Origin of the sequence: Acidaminobacterium chupaoyuni, from assembly GCF_047936785.1 — a bacterium.
Lineage (GTDB): Bacteria > Bacillota > Clostridia > Oscillospirales > Butyricicoccaceae > Acidaminobacterium > Acidaminobacterium chupaoyuni.
Genome location: NZ_CP176394.1, coordinates 609,103 through 624,687, shown reverse-complemented (window position 1 = coordinate 624,687; position 15,585 = coordinate 609,103). Strand labels below are relative to the sequence as shown.

14 protein-coding genes and 1 riboswitch are annotated in these 15,585 nt (G+C 54.5%); of the genes, 6 read left to right on the top strand and 8 right to left on the bottom strand.

The genetic code is table 11. The annotated features are described in order from the left end of the window. Positions 1-37 precede the first annotated feature (37 nt). Positions 38-922 (bottom strand): LysR family transcriptional regulator, encoded by an 885-nt coding sequence (locus ACJA3I_RS03075; protein ID WP_458863305.1) that lies wholly within the window; start codon positions 920-922, stop codon positions 38-40. A 239-nt stretch (positions 923-1,161) separates the two neighbouring features. Here ACJA3I_RS03075 and ACJA3I_RS03070 point away from each other — a divergent pair, with 239 nt between their 5' ends. Then, positions 1,162-1,683, top strand: coding sequence for a flavodoxin family protein (locus tag ACJA3I_RS03070; protein ID WP_458863304.1), 522 nt, complete (start codon positions 1,162-1,164; stop codon positions 1,681-1,683). Between the two features lie 42 nt (positions 1,684-1,725). Then, complete coding sequence (locus ACJA3I_RS03065) at positions 1,726-2,820, top strand: aldo/keto reductase (RefSeq protein WP_458863303.1); 1,095 nt, start codon at positions 1,726-1,728, stop codon at positions 2,818-2,820. A 114-nt stretch (positions 2,821-2,934) separates the two neighbouring features. On the opposite strand, the gene ACJA3I_RS03060 is transcribed toward ACJA3I_RS03065, so the two are convergent. Continuing rightward, positions 2,935-4,677, bottom strand: coding sequence for an AAA family ATPase (locus ACJA3I_RS03060; protein ID WP_458863302.1), 1,743 nt, complete (start codon positions 4,675-4,677; stop codon positions 2,935-2,937). A gap of 134 nt (positions 4,678-4,811) precedes the next feature. On the opposite strand from ACJA3I_RS03060, the gene ACJA3I_RS03055 reads away from it, so the two are divergent. Together ACJA3I_RS03055 and ACJA3I_RS03050 are read left to right on the top strand one after the other, a co-directional pair. Next, on the top strand, positions 4,812-5,807 hold the full coding sequence (locus ACJA3I_RS03055; RefSeq protein WP_458863301.1) for a DUF6076 domain-containing protein: 996 nt from the start codon (positions 4,812-4,814) through the stop codon (positions 5,805-5,807). Beyond that, positions 5,804-6,808 (top strand): hypothetical protein, encoded by a 1,005-nt coding sequence (locus ACJA3I_RS03050; RefSeq protein ID WP_458863300.1) that lies wholly within the window; start codon positions 5,804-5,806, stop codon positions 6,806-6,808. Before ACJA3I_RS03055 ends, ACJA3I_RS03050 begins: the two co-directional genes overlap by 4 nt. Before the next feature lie 86 nt (positions 6,809-6,894). Here ACJA3I_RS03050 and ACJA3I_RS03045 read toward each other — a convergent pair whose 3' ends face one another. The 4 genes from ACJA3I_RS03045 to ACJA3I_RS03030 form a co-directional block, all read right to left on the bottom strand. Continuing rightward, the gene (locus ACJA3I_RS03045; protein WP_458863299.1) at positions 6,895-7,179 is read right to left on the bottom strand and encodes a hypothetical protein; all 285 of its coding nucleotides are present in this window, start codon (positions 7,177-7,179) and stop codon (positions 6,895-6,897) included. Positions 7,180-7,182: 3 nt separating this feature from the next. Further along, complete coding sequence (locus tag ACJA3I_RS03040; protein WP_458863298.1) at positions 7,183-7,968, bottom strand: hypothetical protein; 786 nt, start codon at positions 7,966-7,968, stop codon at positions 7,183-7,185. A 142-nt stretch (positions 7,969-8,110) separates the two neighbouring features. Then, on the bottom strand, positions 8,111-8,449 hold the full coding sequence (locus ACJA3I_RS03035) for a helix-turn-helix domain-containing protein (protein WP_458863815.1): 339 nt from the start codon (positions 8,447-8,449) through the stop codon (positions 8,111-8,113). A gap of 29 nt (positions 8,450-8,478) precedes the next feature. Next, a complete protein-coding gene (locus ACJA3I_RS03030; protein ID WP_458863297.1) occupies positions 8,479-8,859 on the bottom strand; it encodes a helix-turn-helix domain-containing protein in 381 nt (126 codons plus the stop codon). Between the two features lie 171 nt (positions 8,860-9,030). On the opposite strand from ACJA3I_RS03030, the gene ACJA3I_RS03025 reads away from it, so the two are divergent. Beyond that, the gene (locus ACJA3I_RS03025) at positions 9,031-9,642 is read left to right on the top strand and encodes a recombinase family protein (protein WP_458863296.1); all 612 of its coding nucleotides are present in this window, start codon (positions 9,031-9,033) and stop codon (positions 9,640-9,642) included. Positions 9,643-9,848: 206 nt separating this feature from the next. Continuing rightward, a riboswitch (cyclic di-GMP riboswitch) is annotated at positions 9,849-9,926 on the top strand. A 92-nt stretch (positions 9,927-10,018) separates the two neighbouring features. Further along, on the top strand, positions 10,019-13,375 hold the full coding sequence (locus ACJA3I_RS03020) for an S-layer homology domain-containing protein (RefSeq protein WP_458863295.1): 3,357 nt from the start codon (positions 10,019-10,021) through the stop codon (positions 13,373-13,375). A gap of 164 nt (positions 13,376-13,539) precedes the next feature. Here ACJA3I_RS03020 and ACJA3I_RS03015 read toward each other — a convergent pair whose 3' ends face one another. Continuing rightward, positions 13,540-14,643: an SLC13 family permease gene (locus ACJA3I_RS03015; RefSeq protein WP_458863294.1), complete on the bottom strand. Its 1,104-nt coding sequence runs from the start codon at positions 14,641-14,643 to the stop codon at positions 13,540-13,542. A gap of 24 nt (positions 14,644-14,667) precedes the next feature. Beyond that, entirely contained in the window at positions 14,668-15,567 is a 900-nt protein-coding gene (locus ACJA3I_RS03010) for a DMT family transporter (RefSeq protein WP_458863293.1), read from the bottom strand. Between the last annotated feature and the right edge of the window lie 18 nt (positions 15,568-15,585).

The window sequence follows — 15,585 nt, the reverse complement described above, 5'->3', positions numbered from 1 at the left end:
TCCGCGGCGGCTTTTTGCCGTTTTTGCGCGGGGCCGCTTATGCCGACGCCAATTCCTCTTTCAGCGCTTCCAAAAACGCCTGCGCCGCGCGGGAAAGCACGCGGTGTTTCTTCCAAACCAGATCTAAATTTGCCCGCAGGCGCGGTTCCAGCGGCCTGAAGCAAAGCTTGCTTTCGCCGCCGGTGTTCACCAGCTTATCCAGACAAAAGGCATATCCCACGCCTTCCTCCACCATCAGCGCGGCGTTATAGATCAGGTTATAATTGGCGGCGACCTTCAATTTTCCATAATCGCTTTTCATCCACTGGGCCAGCTCGTTTTTCACCAGCGCCCGCTGGGAACAAAGCAGCGGAAGATCTTGAAGATCGGCGGGGCGAATGCTTTCCATCCGGGCCAGAGGGCTGTCTTTCCGCATCAGAATGCCCCAGGTGTCTTCCTGCGGCAGGCGCAGCCCGTCATATTTTTTCAAATCGGCAGGCTCCACAAAGACGCCAAAATCCAGCAGGCCCTTTTCCAGCCGCTCGGCCACATCGTCGGCATCGCCGCTATACAGCGAAAATCGGATATCGGGATATTTCAGCATCAGCTTTTTGCATACCGCCGCCGGCAGACGCATGGCTTCCGTTTCTCCGCCGCCGATATAGACGGTTCCCCCCACCATGTTTTCGGCGTTCTGGATATCGTCAACGGTTTTTTCGGCAAGATCGCTGATCTCGCGGGCCCGCCGGCAAAAAAGCATGCCCTCTTCCGTCAGGCTGATCCTGCGGTTGCCGCGCAGAAAAAGCGGTTTGCCCAGTTCTTCTTCCAGCTCGCTCAGCTGGCGCGACAGGGTCGGCTGAGAAATATGCAGCCGCTCGGCCGCGCCCGAGATCGTGCCCTCTCTCACCACCGCCAAAAAATAATTCAAAACGCGAAGTTCCATCTTTTTCCCTCCGTTTTCGGCATCAAAGCGGCCATTGGGTTTCCCGCCCGCCGCTTTCTTGTTATAGCTTGCAGGCATATGTAAATATTTGATATAAGCATTTGTTCTTTCTATAAAATGATGATAGCATAAAAATCAAAAGAGAAAACAATTTTTTCTTGATTCACCTTTCTTTTTTCTGTTAGGCGCTCTCTGCTTACGCGTTGTTCATTCATTTTATGGATAGGAGGATCAATTGTATGAAGATTCTGGTTTTAAACGGCAGCCCCCGCCCCAGGGGCAACACCGCGGCGATGGTGGAAGCTTTCACCCGCGGCGCCGAAGAAAGCGGCCATGAGGTTTCTGTGGTGGCGGTCTGCCAAAAAAAGATCGCGGGCTGTCTGGGCTGCGAATACTGCCACACCAAAGGCGAAGGCCACTGTATTCAAAAAGACGATATGCAGGCGGTCTATCCGCTTTTCCAAGAAGCCGAGCTGCTGGTGCTGGCTTCGCCCGTCTATTATTTCGGGTTCACGGGCCAGCTTCAATGCGCCATCAGCCGCCTTTATGCGCCCGGCAGATCGCGTTGCCTGAAAAAAACCGCCCTGATGCTTTCTTCGGGCAGCGATGATGTTTATGAGGGCGCGATCTACAGCTACCGCAGTTCTTTCGTCGACTATCTGGGGCTGGAAGATCTGGGCGTTTTCACAGCCTTCGGCGCGCAAAACCGCTCGGAAGAGCTGCTGAACCGTTTATATGAATTCGGCAAAACTTTGCGCTGAAGCCGGAAATTTGCCGCAGAGCTGAAAAACCGGGAGGTTTCTATGGAATATCGCATCAACCGCCGCACAGGCGACCGCATCAGTGTTTTGGGGCTGGGGGCCAGTTCCATTGCCCACGCCGGCGAAACCGAGGGCATTGAAACCCTTCGCTTTGCTTTTGAAAACGGCATCAATTATTTCGATCTGGCGGCGGGCGCGGCCGAAAGCTTCGCTTATTACGGCAAAGCTTTTGAGCATGACCGTGAAAAAGTGTTTTATCAGATCCACTTCGGCGCCAACTATACCACCGGCGCTTATGGGTGGACAACCGATCTGGAAGAGGTGAAGCGCTCCATCGATTGGCAGCTGGCGCGGCTGAAGACCGATCATATCGATTATGGTTTCATCCACTGTCTGGATCAGCAGCCCGATTGGCAGACTTATTGCGAAAACGGCGTGTTTGATTATCTGCGCGCGCTGCAAAAGCAGGGCGTTGTGCGCCATCTGGGGCTTTCTTCCCATGTGCCGCAGCTGGTGCATACCGTTCTCGACAGCGGCGTTCTCGATATGGTGATGTTCAGCATCAACCCCGCCTATGATTTCCATCACGGCGATTATGCCAACGGCAGCGCCGAAGAGCGCACCCGCCTTTACCGCCGCTGCGAAGCCGAAGGCACAGGCATTTCGGTGATGAAGCCCTTTGCGGGCGGCCAGCTTCTGGATGACAAGACCTCGCCCTTCGGCAAAGCGCTCACCGAGTTCCAATGCCTGCAATATGCGCTGGATAAACCGGGCGTGCTCACGGTTTTGCCCGGTGTGCGCGGGCAGGAAGATCTCAGGCGTCTGCTGCCCTTCTGCGCGGCCCCCGCCGCCGAAAAAGATTATTCCGTCATCGGTTCATTCGCGCCCGGGGATGCCGCGGGCAAATGTGTTTATTGCAACCACTGCGCCCCCTGCCCCGCAGGGCTGGATGTGGGCCTTATCAACAAATATTATGACCTGGCCCGGGCGGGCGACGAAATGGCCGCGGGCCATTACCGCAAGCTGGAAAAGCACGCCGATGCCTGCCTGCACTGCGGCCACTGCAACAGCCGCTGCCCCTTCGAGGTCGATCAATCCGCGCGGATGGAAGAGATCGCCCGCTATTTCGGCGCATGATCGTTTTGGCAAAAAAAGAGAAGGCTTTCGGGTAGATGCTCATAGGTACTATTAGTGACACCTCGGCATTATCGGGCAGGTAGGCGGACGGCGGAAGCCGTCCGCCTCCGTGTTTTATGCCAACAATCTAAAAATATCTTCTTTGCTTGTAATTGCCGGAGCAATATGCGGCTGCTGTTCCTCCGGTTCCATTGCACTGTCTACCGCGCCAATGTCGCGGTAGACTATTTTTATACTCTGCGATGCGCTGCGAGAATGCTTTGCTGAGCGCTCCCCAATCTCAATGCGCTGAATAAACAGCCGTAGCAGCTCCGGGGTCAGCTCGTCGATGGTCGTATACCGCTTCGCCTTGTCAATGAAGGCGTCTACATTGGCTGCCGACGCTTTCAGCTTTTCCAGCCGCGCTTCTTTCTCTGGAATGGCAGTTTCCAACATTTTCTGCTCGGCGTTGTAATCGGCAGAGAGCATGCGGAACTGTTCGTTGGTGACTCGACCCAAGACATTATCCTCATAGAGGCGCTTAAACAGAGATGACAGCTCACCGCTCCTGCGGCGCATGGCATCCAGTTCCTTTTGCAGACTGTTCATCTCCCGCCGCAGCTCCAGCGTGTTTTTCTGGTTGATGTAGGCAGCGAACTGCCGTTCCTTCAGCCGTGCGAAGTGCGTGACCCGGCGAAGATCATCCAGTACCACCTGCGTCAAATCAACCTCTCGAATCTGGTGCGGCGTACAGGCAGTCTTTCCGCGCTTGCCGTAAGTTGAGCATCGGAAGTAATACTGATCCTCCCTCATTTTCTCCGTTCTGGCGAGCACCATGTACTGTCCACAGTCGGCGCAGTAGACAAGTCCCGCAAATAATCCGGGTTCCTCCATACGCTTGGGTGCTCGGCGCTTGTGGCTGCGCACCTCCTGCACGATCTCCCATTGCTCCTGCGTAATCAGTGGCTCATGGGTGTTTTTGACCAGCACCTGTTCGCTCTCCGGGTTGTAAATTGCCTTCTTATTTTTGTAGGAGATGGTTGTCTTTTGCAGGGACAGCGTGTGTCCAACATACACAGGATTGCAAAGCATTTTCTTTACCGTGTCCTGATTCCATGTGCAGGGTCTGGTCGTATCCAGATTTGTGATAGCCACGCCCGTTTTCTGATAATAGTAGTTGGATGGATTGACCGTCTGCTCGCCGGTTAGGATTCGCGCAATCTGGCTCGGCCCTTTTCCAGCGGCGCACAGCTCGAAGATGTGCCTGACTACGGGAGCGGCTTCCTCGTCCACAGCCAAGCGTTTAGAGTCATCGTCGCGTGCTTTGTAGCCGTAGGATGCCTTCTGTCCCTGCATCTTGTTCATGTGTCCGATGAGGATGACCGCGCAGCCAGTCCGCTCCGCCGTGGCGCACAGCCGTTTGAAGATGGGACGTATCTCGTTGGCGCGGTGCATATCCACATCACTGCCGAGGTAGGCCTGCAGCGGGTCGAGCACGATCAGCCTTGCGCCTGTTTCAAGAACGGCTGCCTCCAGTCGTTCGTCACTGAGCGTTAGCTCTTTTCTGCTCTCGTCGATGACCAGCACGCGGGAACAGTCTGCCCCAAACGAGTCCAGCCTTGGCCTGATGGTATCCGCCAGACCGTCCTCCGCTGTCTGATAGATTGCGCTCATGGGTTCCACCGCTACGTCACACTCCGGCAGCGGCTCGCCCCGTGTGAGGAGCGCAATCATCGCCAGCACGAAGGTGGTCTTGCCCTCGCCGGGGTCGCCCTGGATAATGGTCACCTTGCCCAGCGGGATGTAAGGATACCACAGCCACTTCACCTCCTCCGACTGCACGTCGCTCATGGAGATAAGCTTGAGATCCTGTTTCATTGATTGTTCGTCCTTTCAAAAAAGTAGGAGCGAATTTCTTCGCCCCTCTACTATTATTGTGTCGAAAAATATGGTAGTCTTATAGAAAGCAAGGACAATTAAAATAACAGGCAGGACAAATAACGGAGGTGGCTATGGACGGCGATATTGTTTTCTATACCCACGGCGATCTCATTGAGATAAACGGCACGCTGCTGCGCGCCGGTGAGCTGACTGTGGATATGCTCAATCTCACGCCGGACGAGTATGCCGTCATGGCTGATACGTTCAAGCGAGCGCAGGCAGCGGAGGACGACCGTGAGCTTGACGCGATCGATGTGCTTCTGCGCCAGCGGAAGCTGTTCGCGCTCCTTGCGCAGCCGCAGGAGGAAGATTTTCAGCACAGGCTCACCCGCTATGAGCGGTATCTCCACGACGTCCGCGTGTTCAACATCACCATTCAGCATTTTATTCAGCATCTGGTTTCGCACCTGCTGAAAAACGATCCGGGGAATTACGCCGCCGCCCTGCACGACTTTTACACTGAGCCGCGCTTTGTGCAGAAATATATTGTCACGCCGCTGACCCATGGCACGGACTGCTACACCACCAATGACACCTATGCGCTCTCCTATGTCCCGCGGGAGATGGCGGACGGTCGCTTCGCCATCTGCGAGGAACACCGCACGGACAGTGTGCAGGCCGTTTTGAAGGCGGATTATATGCACGCGCTGAACACCGGCAGAAACATACTCCGCTGCAAGGTCTGCGGAAATTATTTCATGCTAAAGGGCGGGGCCCACGCGCTCTATTGCGAGGGAACCAGTCCCTACAACAGCCGCTTTACCTGCCGACAGTTCGGAACCCACGAGGTGCAGAAGGAGCTGGCGCGGGATATCCCCAAGCTACGCATCAAGCTCACCGCTTTTGAGCGAATCACCAAGGATATGCGCCGGGAGGTAATCACCCGCGAGGAGGCCCGGGCCGCCAAGGATGATGTGCGGGATGCGCTCTACGACGCGCTGCGCCGCAGCGAGCTTTCGTTGGAGGCGTTTGAGCAGACAATATCGTCAGAGGCGGTCTATGCCCGATGCGGCATCACACGAAAAGCGAAGCCCCGCGGCAGACCGAAGAAGGATGGCACGCCATGAAGCTCGGCGTAACTAACGAGGCGCTGATGGCGCTCTACGCGAAGGGCGACAGCTCAGCGCTGGACACCCTGTGCGAACAGAATCGGGGGCTGCTCCATGACCGCGCAGAGAAAATTGCCATTAAGTATCACTGCTATCGCTTCAATGACCGGGGGAATCCCACGGCCTACACGATCGAGTTGCTCTCCGATCTGGAAGGCGAGGGCATGGCGGCATTCATCGAATGTATCTGCGGTGGCGGATACATTCCCTCCAAGGGAATGCTGACTACCTATGCCGTGCCGTTTATCGACGGCGCCATGCGGCGATATCTGGAATCCAGCATGGGCACGTTGGCCATTGACCGGGGCAGCATGACGCTGGTACGAAAAGCGCAGGAAATGTACCATGTTCAAAGAATGACAGTGGATGAGATTGCGTCCGAGTTGGACATTCCCCTGTGGCTGGCCGCGAAGCATATCGACTACGCGACGCACTTTCTCTCCGTCTACGACCTCGCGCACCATGATGATGGCAATAGCGGTGATTACAGCGACGGCGTTTATGACTACATCGCGGAGCAGACGATGTTTGAGTCGCCTGACACAGCTCTCCGCAAAAAAATTCGGCATGAATATCTACATAGGCTGTTCCAAAAGTTACCGAAGAAGGAGCAGGACATTCTCGGCAAGTGCTACGGTGTATTCGGCTATGTGCGGGAGTCGCTGGACGACGTCGCCATGTATCACTTCATGAAAACCGATGCGGTGGAGAAGGCGCGGAATCGGGCGCTCGGAAAACTTCAAAAGCTCATGCGCGAGTATCCGAATCAGTATGCACTGGCAGAGGCGGCGATCCGCAAGGCCCGGTGCGAGAGCGAAGGGTCAGAGTGTTACGTCACGCCGCAGGGCGCATGGTACGCGGATGAGTGGGCGCTGGAGGAGCAGTTTCCAGCATTGGTGCAGGCGCTGATTGCGGCGTTCACAGTCATGCACGAGGCATTGGAAAAGGATCCGGTATAACAAACAAAAAAGCCCGAAGCAAGTGTTTCATGACTTGCTTCGGGGCGTAGCTTTGCGCAGATCGGAGGGAAAAGCTTATCTCAGTCTCACAATAATCCGAGCTTTTTGAGCAGGAGGACACAGTCCTTTGTGCCTTGGAGATAGCAGTGCTCGGTCTGGAGACCGGCGCCGTCTATGATACTGTTGCGATATTCCTCCAGCGCGGTTTTTTTGTCCGCATCAAGCGATTTCATGATCCCATCTGCGCGCTCCGCCAGTTCCGTCTGCCGTGCGAACAGGGCATCGGCATTGGGATTTGTACTGCGTAGGTCGCGGTACGCCTGCTGGGTCAACTCCTGCATAAGCATGTCCATGATTTCCGTGTAATCCATTGGTTATTCTCCCTCCTCATATTCGCAGCCGCTGTTTGGCCGCCAGTCGGGCGGGTTGGTGCTGCGTTCGGGTACCGTGTTTATGGTCTGGTCGATAGTCTCGCCGATCGGCTCCGGCCATTCCTGCGGCTTGGGCTGAGCGGATGTCCCTGTCAGCGTTTCATCCCCGCCGCCCATGATACCGACCTTAACGCCGGATTCGTACATGGTGTAGTCCTCCGTCCGCTGATTGGGGCCGCCCCATTCGATGAGGCCGAAGCCGGGGACGTCATAGTAGGCGTGACCGTCGATCCAAATGGCATCCGGCCCGAAGGCGGTGGGGATGGTGGTGGTTTTACCGACGAGATTGCCTTCCGCGTCGTAGAGGTATTCTTCGGAATAGACATTGTTTGGGTAGACATCGGTGTGGTATGGGTCAGACGCGGTGACCGTTGCGTCCTGCCGTGATGGTGGGGCAGTCGTGGTTGGCTTGACTGTGACGATACCCTCAGATTCGTGCGCGCTATCGCGGCTTTGGAGGGTATTCTCTCTGGTTGGGGTACTATCCCTCGGCAGCTCGGTCATGCTCTCAGACGCCGCCGCTGCGGTTGTGTTTTTTGCCTCAGAATGCGATTCTGTGCGGGTGGTATCGTACACGTATGCCGCTGACGGCTCCACCGTTGCGCACAGGCTGCTTTTTTCTTCTTCGGCGGGTAAACTCTCGCCGTCGGTGCCGCCCTGCGGAAACGCGGCGACAGCGGCGATCCCCGCGATGGTGATTGCGCAGATGACAATGGCCGTTTTTTTCATGTCGCCTTTCCCTCCATAAATGCGGAACGAGCGCCAACCCGACAATCTCTGCCGGTGTTGGCGCTCGTTCCTGTTTGATTTGATTTACTTGATGCCCTTGCGGCGGCCAAATGACTGCGCCGCAGGTCTTTTCGTGGCTTTCTCATGGCCTGAGCCTCCCTTCAAGCACACACATTACCATGACTTTTGAAGGAAAGCTATACCGAAGCACATTATTTTTTAACAGCCGGTTAATGTTGCTTAACATCAAAAGGACGTCCTCATCCGAAAGCTGACGTAGTCCTTCCATGGCCTTTTGAACAAGTTCGGGGTTGTCGAGCTTGTCATCCAAAAATTCACACGGCGTAATGCCGAAATAGTCGCAAATGGAAAAAAGTTCACTTAGGGCAGGTAGAGATTTTCCGGATGAGATATTGTAAATATAGCCTCGGCTGTGACCAAGATCATATCCCAGCTGATATTCTGAAACGCCCCTTCTAATCCTAAGAATTCAATGAGCGCCAGTACTTGCTAACTACCTCTTTCCTCGACTTCCTTCAAGGCGCCCTTATCGCCCTGCATAGCAAAAGCTTCAAAAAGAATATTGATTGTCTTAACTGCTATTGCAAGCTGCTTCGGCGACAGCCTGTTTAGCCGGTCAGCAATCATCTGTACCTCCCCGGAGGAATCGGTTCTGTCCGAGAAAAGCGAATCCGCCGATATGGAAAGTACCTCACAGATTTTTTTCACAGAGGCGACAGAAACTCCCGCCGCGCCGCGCTCGATGGCGGAAATGTTTTTGGGGCCAAGGTCAACCAGTTCGGCAAACCGTTCCTGTGTAAGTCCGGCGTTTTCTCTTGCCAGCTTCACCCGTCTACCGATTTCAATATTTAAGTCCTTCTTTTCTCTCATACCAGCACCATCCTTCGTAGTTAGTTTATGTAATGACGCTATTGACATAAACATGGCGTTGGCGCTATAATACTAACGACGCTGTAATTATATCTCTGCAATTATTGACATTACGCACTGCCTTTATTTCGCTATTTCCTCTACAATAATTTTATTTGTGGAGGGAACCGTATGAATAAACAAGTTTATGGGTATGTTCGAGTATCTTCAAGGGATCAATGCGAGGACAGGCAACGTCTCGCCATGCTTGAGTTTGGCGTTGCGGAAGAACTGATTATTTTAGACAAACAATCTGGGAAAGATTTTCAGAGGCCCGGCTATTGTCGGCTTCTAAAAAAAATTAAGCCCGGCGACACTCTTGTAATCAAGAGCATCGACAGACTTGGCAGAAATTACAATGAGATTTTGGAGCAATGGCGGATTCTCACAAAGGAAAAACGAATTGCCATCGTAGTGTTGGATATGCCGCTGTTGGATACGCGGCAAGGGCGGGATTTGACCGGAGTTCTGATCGCAGATATTGTGCTGCAACTCTTGTCCTATGTGGCGCAGACCGAACGTGAATTCATCAAGCAGCGCCAGCGAGAAGGTATTGCAGCGGCAAAGGCAAGCGGGGTTTCGTTTGGGCGTAAGGCACTGCCCCTGCCAGATGAGTTTGAAACCGTTAGGCAGGCGTGGATGTATGGAGAGTTTTCTGGACGAGAGGCCGCCAGTAGGCTCGGCAAGGCTCATACAACTTTTTGCAGACGCTGCAAAGAACAGGAGCAGCGACGGCAAGAATGATACTAAAAAATCGCGCCAAAGGTTGACATTTTGGTACACGCCGTGTTATACTGACACTATACAAGATTTGGAAAGAAACAGGACATAGGCATCAAAATCTATGCGTGTCAAAATGTCTACCTTTTGGCGCGTTTGGAGGTGGTGTGAATGGGGATGCTTGTGTCGGTCTCCGCATAGCGGAAGATACCGACAAAAAACTGAATAACGATGAACACAGGCAAGGTCGCTGATAGCGACTACGCAAAGCTAAAGGGACTCGAAAAGCGAGTCAGCCAGTTACAGTGTCGTCTTGATATACAGCAGAAGCACTGAATGGGCAGACTCTACAGCAGGAGTCCGAACACTTTTTTACCCATTTTTATGAGGAGGAACACAAATGAATCGAACACGAAGAAAAACATTCTCGCTACTGCTTGCCCTCTGCATGGTCTTGACCCTGCTGCCGACAACGGCTTTTGCAACAGTGGCGGAATCTGATGTGGCGTCCATTGAGGATACCGGCTACGCAACCCTTGCAGAAGCTGCCGCAGCAGCCCAATCTGGACAGACGATCACGCTGCTGAGAGACGTAGAGCTGGCGGATACAACGACCGCAGCAAATGCATCAGTGATTACCCTCCCCGACGGCGTTACTCTGGATGGCGATGATTATACAATCAGTGTCGGTGCATTCGCCAACCAGAGCCATGTCCTCGGCTTTACTGCCGGAACTACCGGAATTACAGTAAAAGATATTACCATCGACGGGAACAACGGCGGAACAAATACCAACGCCAAGCACTGCATCAACGCTTTTGGTGCCGTTAATGTAACACTCGAAAATGTAACGCTCCAAAACTCCAGAACCGCCGGTATGGTCATCATGAATGGCGCTCATGTAGAGGCGACAAACCTTCTTACCTCCGGCAACGCATGGGGCGCTGTCAATGTGGACAACAACAGCGGCTACGGTACCAGCACACCGAAAACCTCTTTTACCCTCAATAGCGGCATCATGGATGAGTCCGTTAAGGTCTGGACCGAGAAACCCGCAGACGTTTCAATAACGATGCCTACTGGCTATAGCGCCTTTGTCGGTGTTGGCACCAATTTGAAGGGATTTACCTATTATACCAGTGATGTGGCTACCTTGGCTGAGGCATCCATCACGAAAGACGATCCCTCCGTCAGCACCTATTATGAAACTCTTGCGGATGCGATATCAGGAGCGACGGCGACTGATACCATTGTGCTAATTAAAGATGTCGACATTACTGCGAAGATCACTATTGATAAGAGCCTTACTCTTGACGGCAACGGCAAAACCATTACTGGCGTTGCCGCTGACAACGGCGTCTACTTTGAAATCACCAGCGGTACAGTCGTTATTAAGGACGCGACCGTCACCGGCTTTGGAAGCAGCGCAGGCACTAATTCCGGAGTGGCCGTGTTTAAGGTTCCAAGCGGAAGCGCTGTGACCAAGTTCACTGCGGACAATCTGACCATCAACAATTTCTGCCGCAGCGCCTTTGATATCCGCTCCGGCGCATTTGAAATCACGGGTTGCACCATTGACTGCAATAATGACAACAGTGCCAAGCTGACCAAGGCAGTCCTTGCCGGACTCGGCTCCACAGAAGTTACCGGCACGATCGAAGGTTGCACGATCACCAACACGGACAATACTTACTCCGACTGGAGCACAGGCGGCGTCGAAGTCTACGCTCCGGCTACCGTCGATGTCGTAGATTGCATCATGACCGGCGTAGAGGACGGCATAACAGCCAACATCTATTACGGCACAGGCAATGTTACCGTTGCTGTGGAATCCACCATAATCAACGCATCCAATAAGGCGCTGCGTGTAGATGGCAACAGCGCCTCGCAGGGCGACAACACCGCCGAGATAACAGTAGCCGGCGGCAATTATGTCGGTAATCTTGGTACAAATTTCTACGATGCGAATTGCTCTATTGCTATCTCCTCCGGTAACTTTACATCAGATCCCAGTCTGTATGTAGATAGTGGGAAAATCGCCAAGCAGAACGTACAGACTATCGGCGGCACTACATACAACTATTCCATTGAGGAACTGGCGGCGGAGGTTGAGGTTGTCCCTGCAGCTCCGGCGATTGCAGCGCCAGTTACCGAAGGAAAAGATGAGGATGACGCGGCGTCTATGACTGCGGCGGCTGACGCCATGGAAAACAATGCCCCTGCTGTCGATGGACTCGCTGGCGCAGCGGGTAATGTGGCGGCAGATATTACCGCCGATGATGTCTCGGCTGCCACCGGAGCGTTGGCTGCTGCCGGCGTTGACACAACCACCGGCACCCCGACGGTAACCGTATATGTCCAGCCATATCTGGATATCGCCGTCACTGACGCGGATGCAGCCACAGGCACATTGACCCTCGAAATCACCCCAATGGTCAAAACAGTGGCTTCCACCGCAACAACCGCTGGTGCTATCGACCTTGAAGGTGATGTTAAGAACGCAGTCCAGATCGGCACAGCGGAAGAAATGGAGATCACCACGCCTGTCACCATCACCATTCCACTGCCCTCCGGATTTGTCACCGACAATCTGAAGATTAAGCACGACAAAGCGAGCGGCGCAACTTACTACTATGCAGCAACAATCGACAACAGCGCAAGCCCTGTCACAGCTAAATTTACCGTAACACACGGCTTCTCTACCTTCACGCTTGCCGCAGATAGCCGTACCGCTGAGGTTGCATTTGACTTCAACACAGCGGCAGATGATAACCAGACCTTCACGGCGTTGACCGTAGGCGATACATTGCCGACTGACAGTAGAGCGGGCAGCTATCGTTTCGATGGTTGGAACTTTGCGGGCGTTTCCGGCGGCCCGTACAAGACGCTCACAGATGCACTGATGACCGCACTGTCCAACGTGTATGCCGCCCAGACTCCGGCTCACAGTCCAATTGAGGCCACACCTTCCTTCACTTATACCGGCGGCGGTGACGGCGGCGGCGGTGTCTCCACCTCCTATACGCTGACCTTCAACACCAACGGAGGCAATACAATTTCCAACGTTTCTAAGGACAGAGGAACCGTGATTGACCTTGCGGACTACACGCCAACCAGAGCCGGATATACATTTGATGGTTGGTACTCCAACAGCAATCTAACCACCAAAATCACCAGCGTCACTTTGAACGCAAGCACCACTGTCTATGCAAAATGGATTGAAAACAGTAAAAATCCATTTATCGATGTGGCAACCGGCACTTATTATTACGATGCGGTACTGTGGGCAGTCGAAAAAGGAATCACCCAGGGCACCAGTGCAACCACCTTCAGCCCTCTTGACTACTGCACCAGAGGACAGATCGTGACCTTCCTGTGGCGAGCAATGGGCGAACCCGCTCCCACCTCCAATGTGTGCCCGTTTACTGATGTGGATGCCGACGCTTACTACTACGATGCAGTTCTGTGGGCGGTTGAAAAAGGCATAACGCAAGGCACCAGCGCAACCACCTTCAGCCCCAACGACATCTGCACTCGCGGACAGGTCGTAACCTTCCAGTATCGCGCAGCCGGCGAACCCGCTGTTACGGCAGCTAACCCGTTCACCGATGTGAAGTCTGGGGATTATTGGTATAATGCGGTTCTGTGGGCGGTTGGCAAAGAAATCACTGTTGGCACCAGCGCAACCACATTCAGTCCGCTTGACGATTGCACCAGAGGCCAAATCGTGACCTTCCTCTATCGTCAGTTGGGCTAATAGCCGAGGCACGGACAGAAGTTGGACTTTTAGCAGTTTTACTCGAATCAAAGAGCGGTGGGAACTTGTGTTCTCACCGCTTTTTTTGCCCCCCTACCGACATTAAGCCCCATAGGTCACAAAATGTACCTATGGGGCTTAACCCTCGCCTTCTCTTTTTCTTTTTATCCATTCCTTGCAAAAAGCAGCAACAGCAGCGCCAGAAGCGAAAAATTGAGCAGGGAAAACAAGCCCAGAAACCTTCTTTTTTCCGCACCCTCGCTTTTGCCGTAAAGCTTCATCGAGATCAGGCTGGCCAGCGAGGCCACAGGCGTTCCCAGCCCGCCGATGTTCGTGCCCAAAAGCAGCGCACGGCCGTTTTCGGTGAAGCCCGAAAGCAGCACCGCTGCGGGAACATTGCTCATCCCCTGGCTGAGCAGAGCCGCCGCCACCGCTTCACGCCCCTGCAGCAGCGCGCCCATGTGGCGGCGCACGCCTTCCATCGCGCCCAGATTGCCCACAAAAATAAAAAAGCAGACAAAAGTGGCCAGCAGGCCGTAATCGATCTCTTTCCACAGCGGCCGCTGCCAAATCAGCATCCACAGCGCCACCGCCGCCAGCATCGCCTGCCACGGCAGCCAGTGAAGCACCGCGGCCAGACAAACGGCCAGCAGCAAAAACGCTGCCGCCGCCTCTTTCTTTTTCAGCGGCGCGCCGCCGCCCCGCCAGGTGAAGCTGCCCCGCGGGATCGCCGGCAGAAGCAGCGCCAGGATCACCGCCGAAACCGCCGTCACCGGCAGCACCGCGGCGAAAAACGCGCCGATCTTCATGGAATAGCGCGAAAACAGATAAAGGTTTTGGGGGTTGCCCACCGGGGTGGCCATGCTGCCCAGATTCGCCGCCAGCGTTTGCAGCACCACCGTGTAACAAAGATGCTTTTTCAGCCCCGCCGCGCTCAGCAGCAAAATGGCGAACGGCACAAAAGTGAGCAGCGCCACATCGTTGGTGATGAGCATGGAGGTGAAAAAGCATAAAAACACCAGCACGGCGCAAAGGGCGCGCACGCTTTGGGCCCGCGCCGCCAGCCGTTGGGCCAGGTGAACAAAAACACCTGCCCGCTGAAGCGCCGCCACCACCGCCATCAGGCAGAACAGCAGCGCCAGCACCCGAAAATCGATGGCCTTCACCGTGGCCGCGCCCGGCGGGTTCCAAAGCATGGTGATGGCCGCCGCCGCGGCGGAAATGCACAAAACCGTTTCGTTCTTCCAAAAATTCTTTAAGCGTTCCATTCTTTTCCCCACCGCTGCGCCGCCCTATGGCGCGGTTTTTTCTTTTTCTTCCATGCTTTCATCTTGCCGCGCCGGTTTTGCTTCTTGATAGGAGCTGTAAAACGCACAGCCCAAAATCACCGCGCCGCCCAAAATTTCACGCAGGCCGGGATATTCTTTCAAAAACAGCATGGCGAACACGATGCCATAGATCGGTTCCAACACCGAAATGATGCTGGCGGTTTGCGCACGCACCCCCCGCAGGCCATGGATAAACAGCGTATGCGACAGCGCCGTAAAAACAACGCCGAGTAATATTGTGAGCGAAATATCACGATATGTAAAGCTCGGGTGATAAAACAGCAGCGCCGGCAGCAGCAGCACCGCGGCGGAACCCTGCTCATAAAACGAGATCACCGGCGCGGGCAGTTCGGCAACCAGCAGTTTGTTGAGAATGCCCAGCAGCGCATAGGTCAGCCCCGAAAACAGGCCCCAGACCACCCCCACCAGCATATTGGCTTCTTCTTCGAAAGGGGTGACGATCATCACCCCGGCAAAGGTGACCGCCGCCAAAATCACATCCTGCCGCCGCAGTTTCTGGCGCAGCAGCAGCGGTTCCAGAAAGGTGACGAAAATGGGGAACGCCGAAAAAGTGAGCAGGCCCACCGCCACGCCCGAAAGCTGGATGGCCTGATAAAAGCTGCACCAGTGAAGCGCCAAAAGCCCGCCCAGCGCCACAAGCGCCCTGCCCTGGCCCCGTTCATGCAGGCGCAGCGAATAATGTTTGATTTGAATGAGCAGCCACAGCGAAATGGCCGAAAAAACCACCCGCCCCAGCACAATGATCATGGCGGGCTGATCGATCAGCTTGCCGAAAACGCCCGAAAGCCCAAAAAGCGCCACGGCCAAATGAATGTGGCACAGGCTTCGTTTTTGCTGTTCCATTCTCTCACCTCCGCTTCG

Excerpts from the sequence above, each read along its gene's own strand:
- ACJA3I_RS03065 (WP_458863303.1), top strand. The coding sequence starts at position 1,726 with ATGGAATATCGCATCAACCGCCGCACAGGCGACCGCATCAGTGTTTTG.
- ACJA3I_RS03015 (WP_458863294.1), bottom strand. The coding sequence starts at position 14,643 with ATGGAACGCTTAAAGAATTTTTGGAAGAACGAAACGGTTTTGTGCATT.
- ACJA3I_RS03070 (WP_458863304.1), top strand. The coding sequence starts at position 1,162 with ATGAAGATTCTGGTTTTAAACGGCAGCCCCCGCCCCAGGGGCAACACC.
- ACJA3I_RS03075 (WP_458863305.1), bottom strand. The coding sequence starts at position 922 with ATGGAACTTCGCGTTTTGAATTATTTTTTGGCGGTGGTGAGAGAGGGC.
- ACJA3I_RS03010 (WP_458863293.1), bottom strand. The coding sequence starts at position 15,567 with ATGGAACAGCAAAAACGAAGCCTGTGCCACATTCATTTGGCCGTGGCG.
- ACJA3I_RS03030 (WP_458863297.1), bottom strand. The coding sequence starts at position 8,859 with ATGAGAGAAAAGAAGGACTTAAATATTGAAATCGGTAGACGGGTGAAG.
- ACJA3I_RS03050 (WP_458863300.1), top strand. The coding sequence starts at position 5,804 with ATGAAGCTCGGCGTAACTAACGAGGCGCTGATGGCGCTCTACGCGAAG.
- ACJA3I_RS03045 (WP_458863299.1), bottom strand. The coding sequence starts at position 7,179 with ATGGATTACACGGAAATCATGGACATGCTTATGCAGGAGTTGACCCAG.
- ACJA3I_RS03060 (WP_458863302.1), bottom strand. The coding sequence starts at position 4,677 with ATGAAACAGGATCTCAAGCTTATCTCCATGAGCGACGTGCAGTCGGAG.
- ACJA3I_RS03020 (WP_458863295.1), top strand. The coding sequence starts at position 10,019 with ATGAATCGAACACGAAGAAAAACATTCTCGCTACTGCTTGCCCTCTGC.
- ACJA3I_RS03040 (WP_458863298.1), bottom strand. The coding sequence starts at position 7,968 with ATGAAAAAAACGGCCATTGTCATCTGCGCAATCACCATCGCGGGGATC.
- ACJA3I_RS03025 (WP_458863296.1), top strand. The coding sequence starts at position 9,031 with ATGAATAAACAAGTTTATGGGTATGTTCGAGTATCTTCAAGGGATCAA.
- ACJA3I_RS03055 (WP_458863301.1), top strand. The coding sequence starts at position 4,812 with ATGGACGGCGATATTGTTTTCTATACCCACGGCGATCTCATTGAGATA.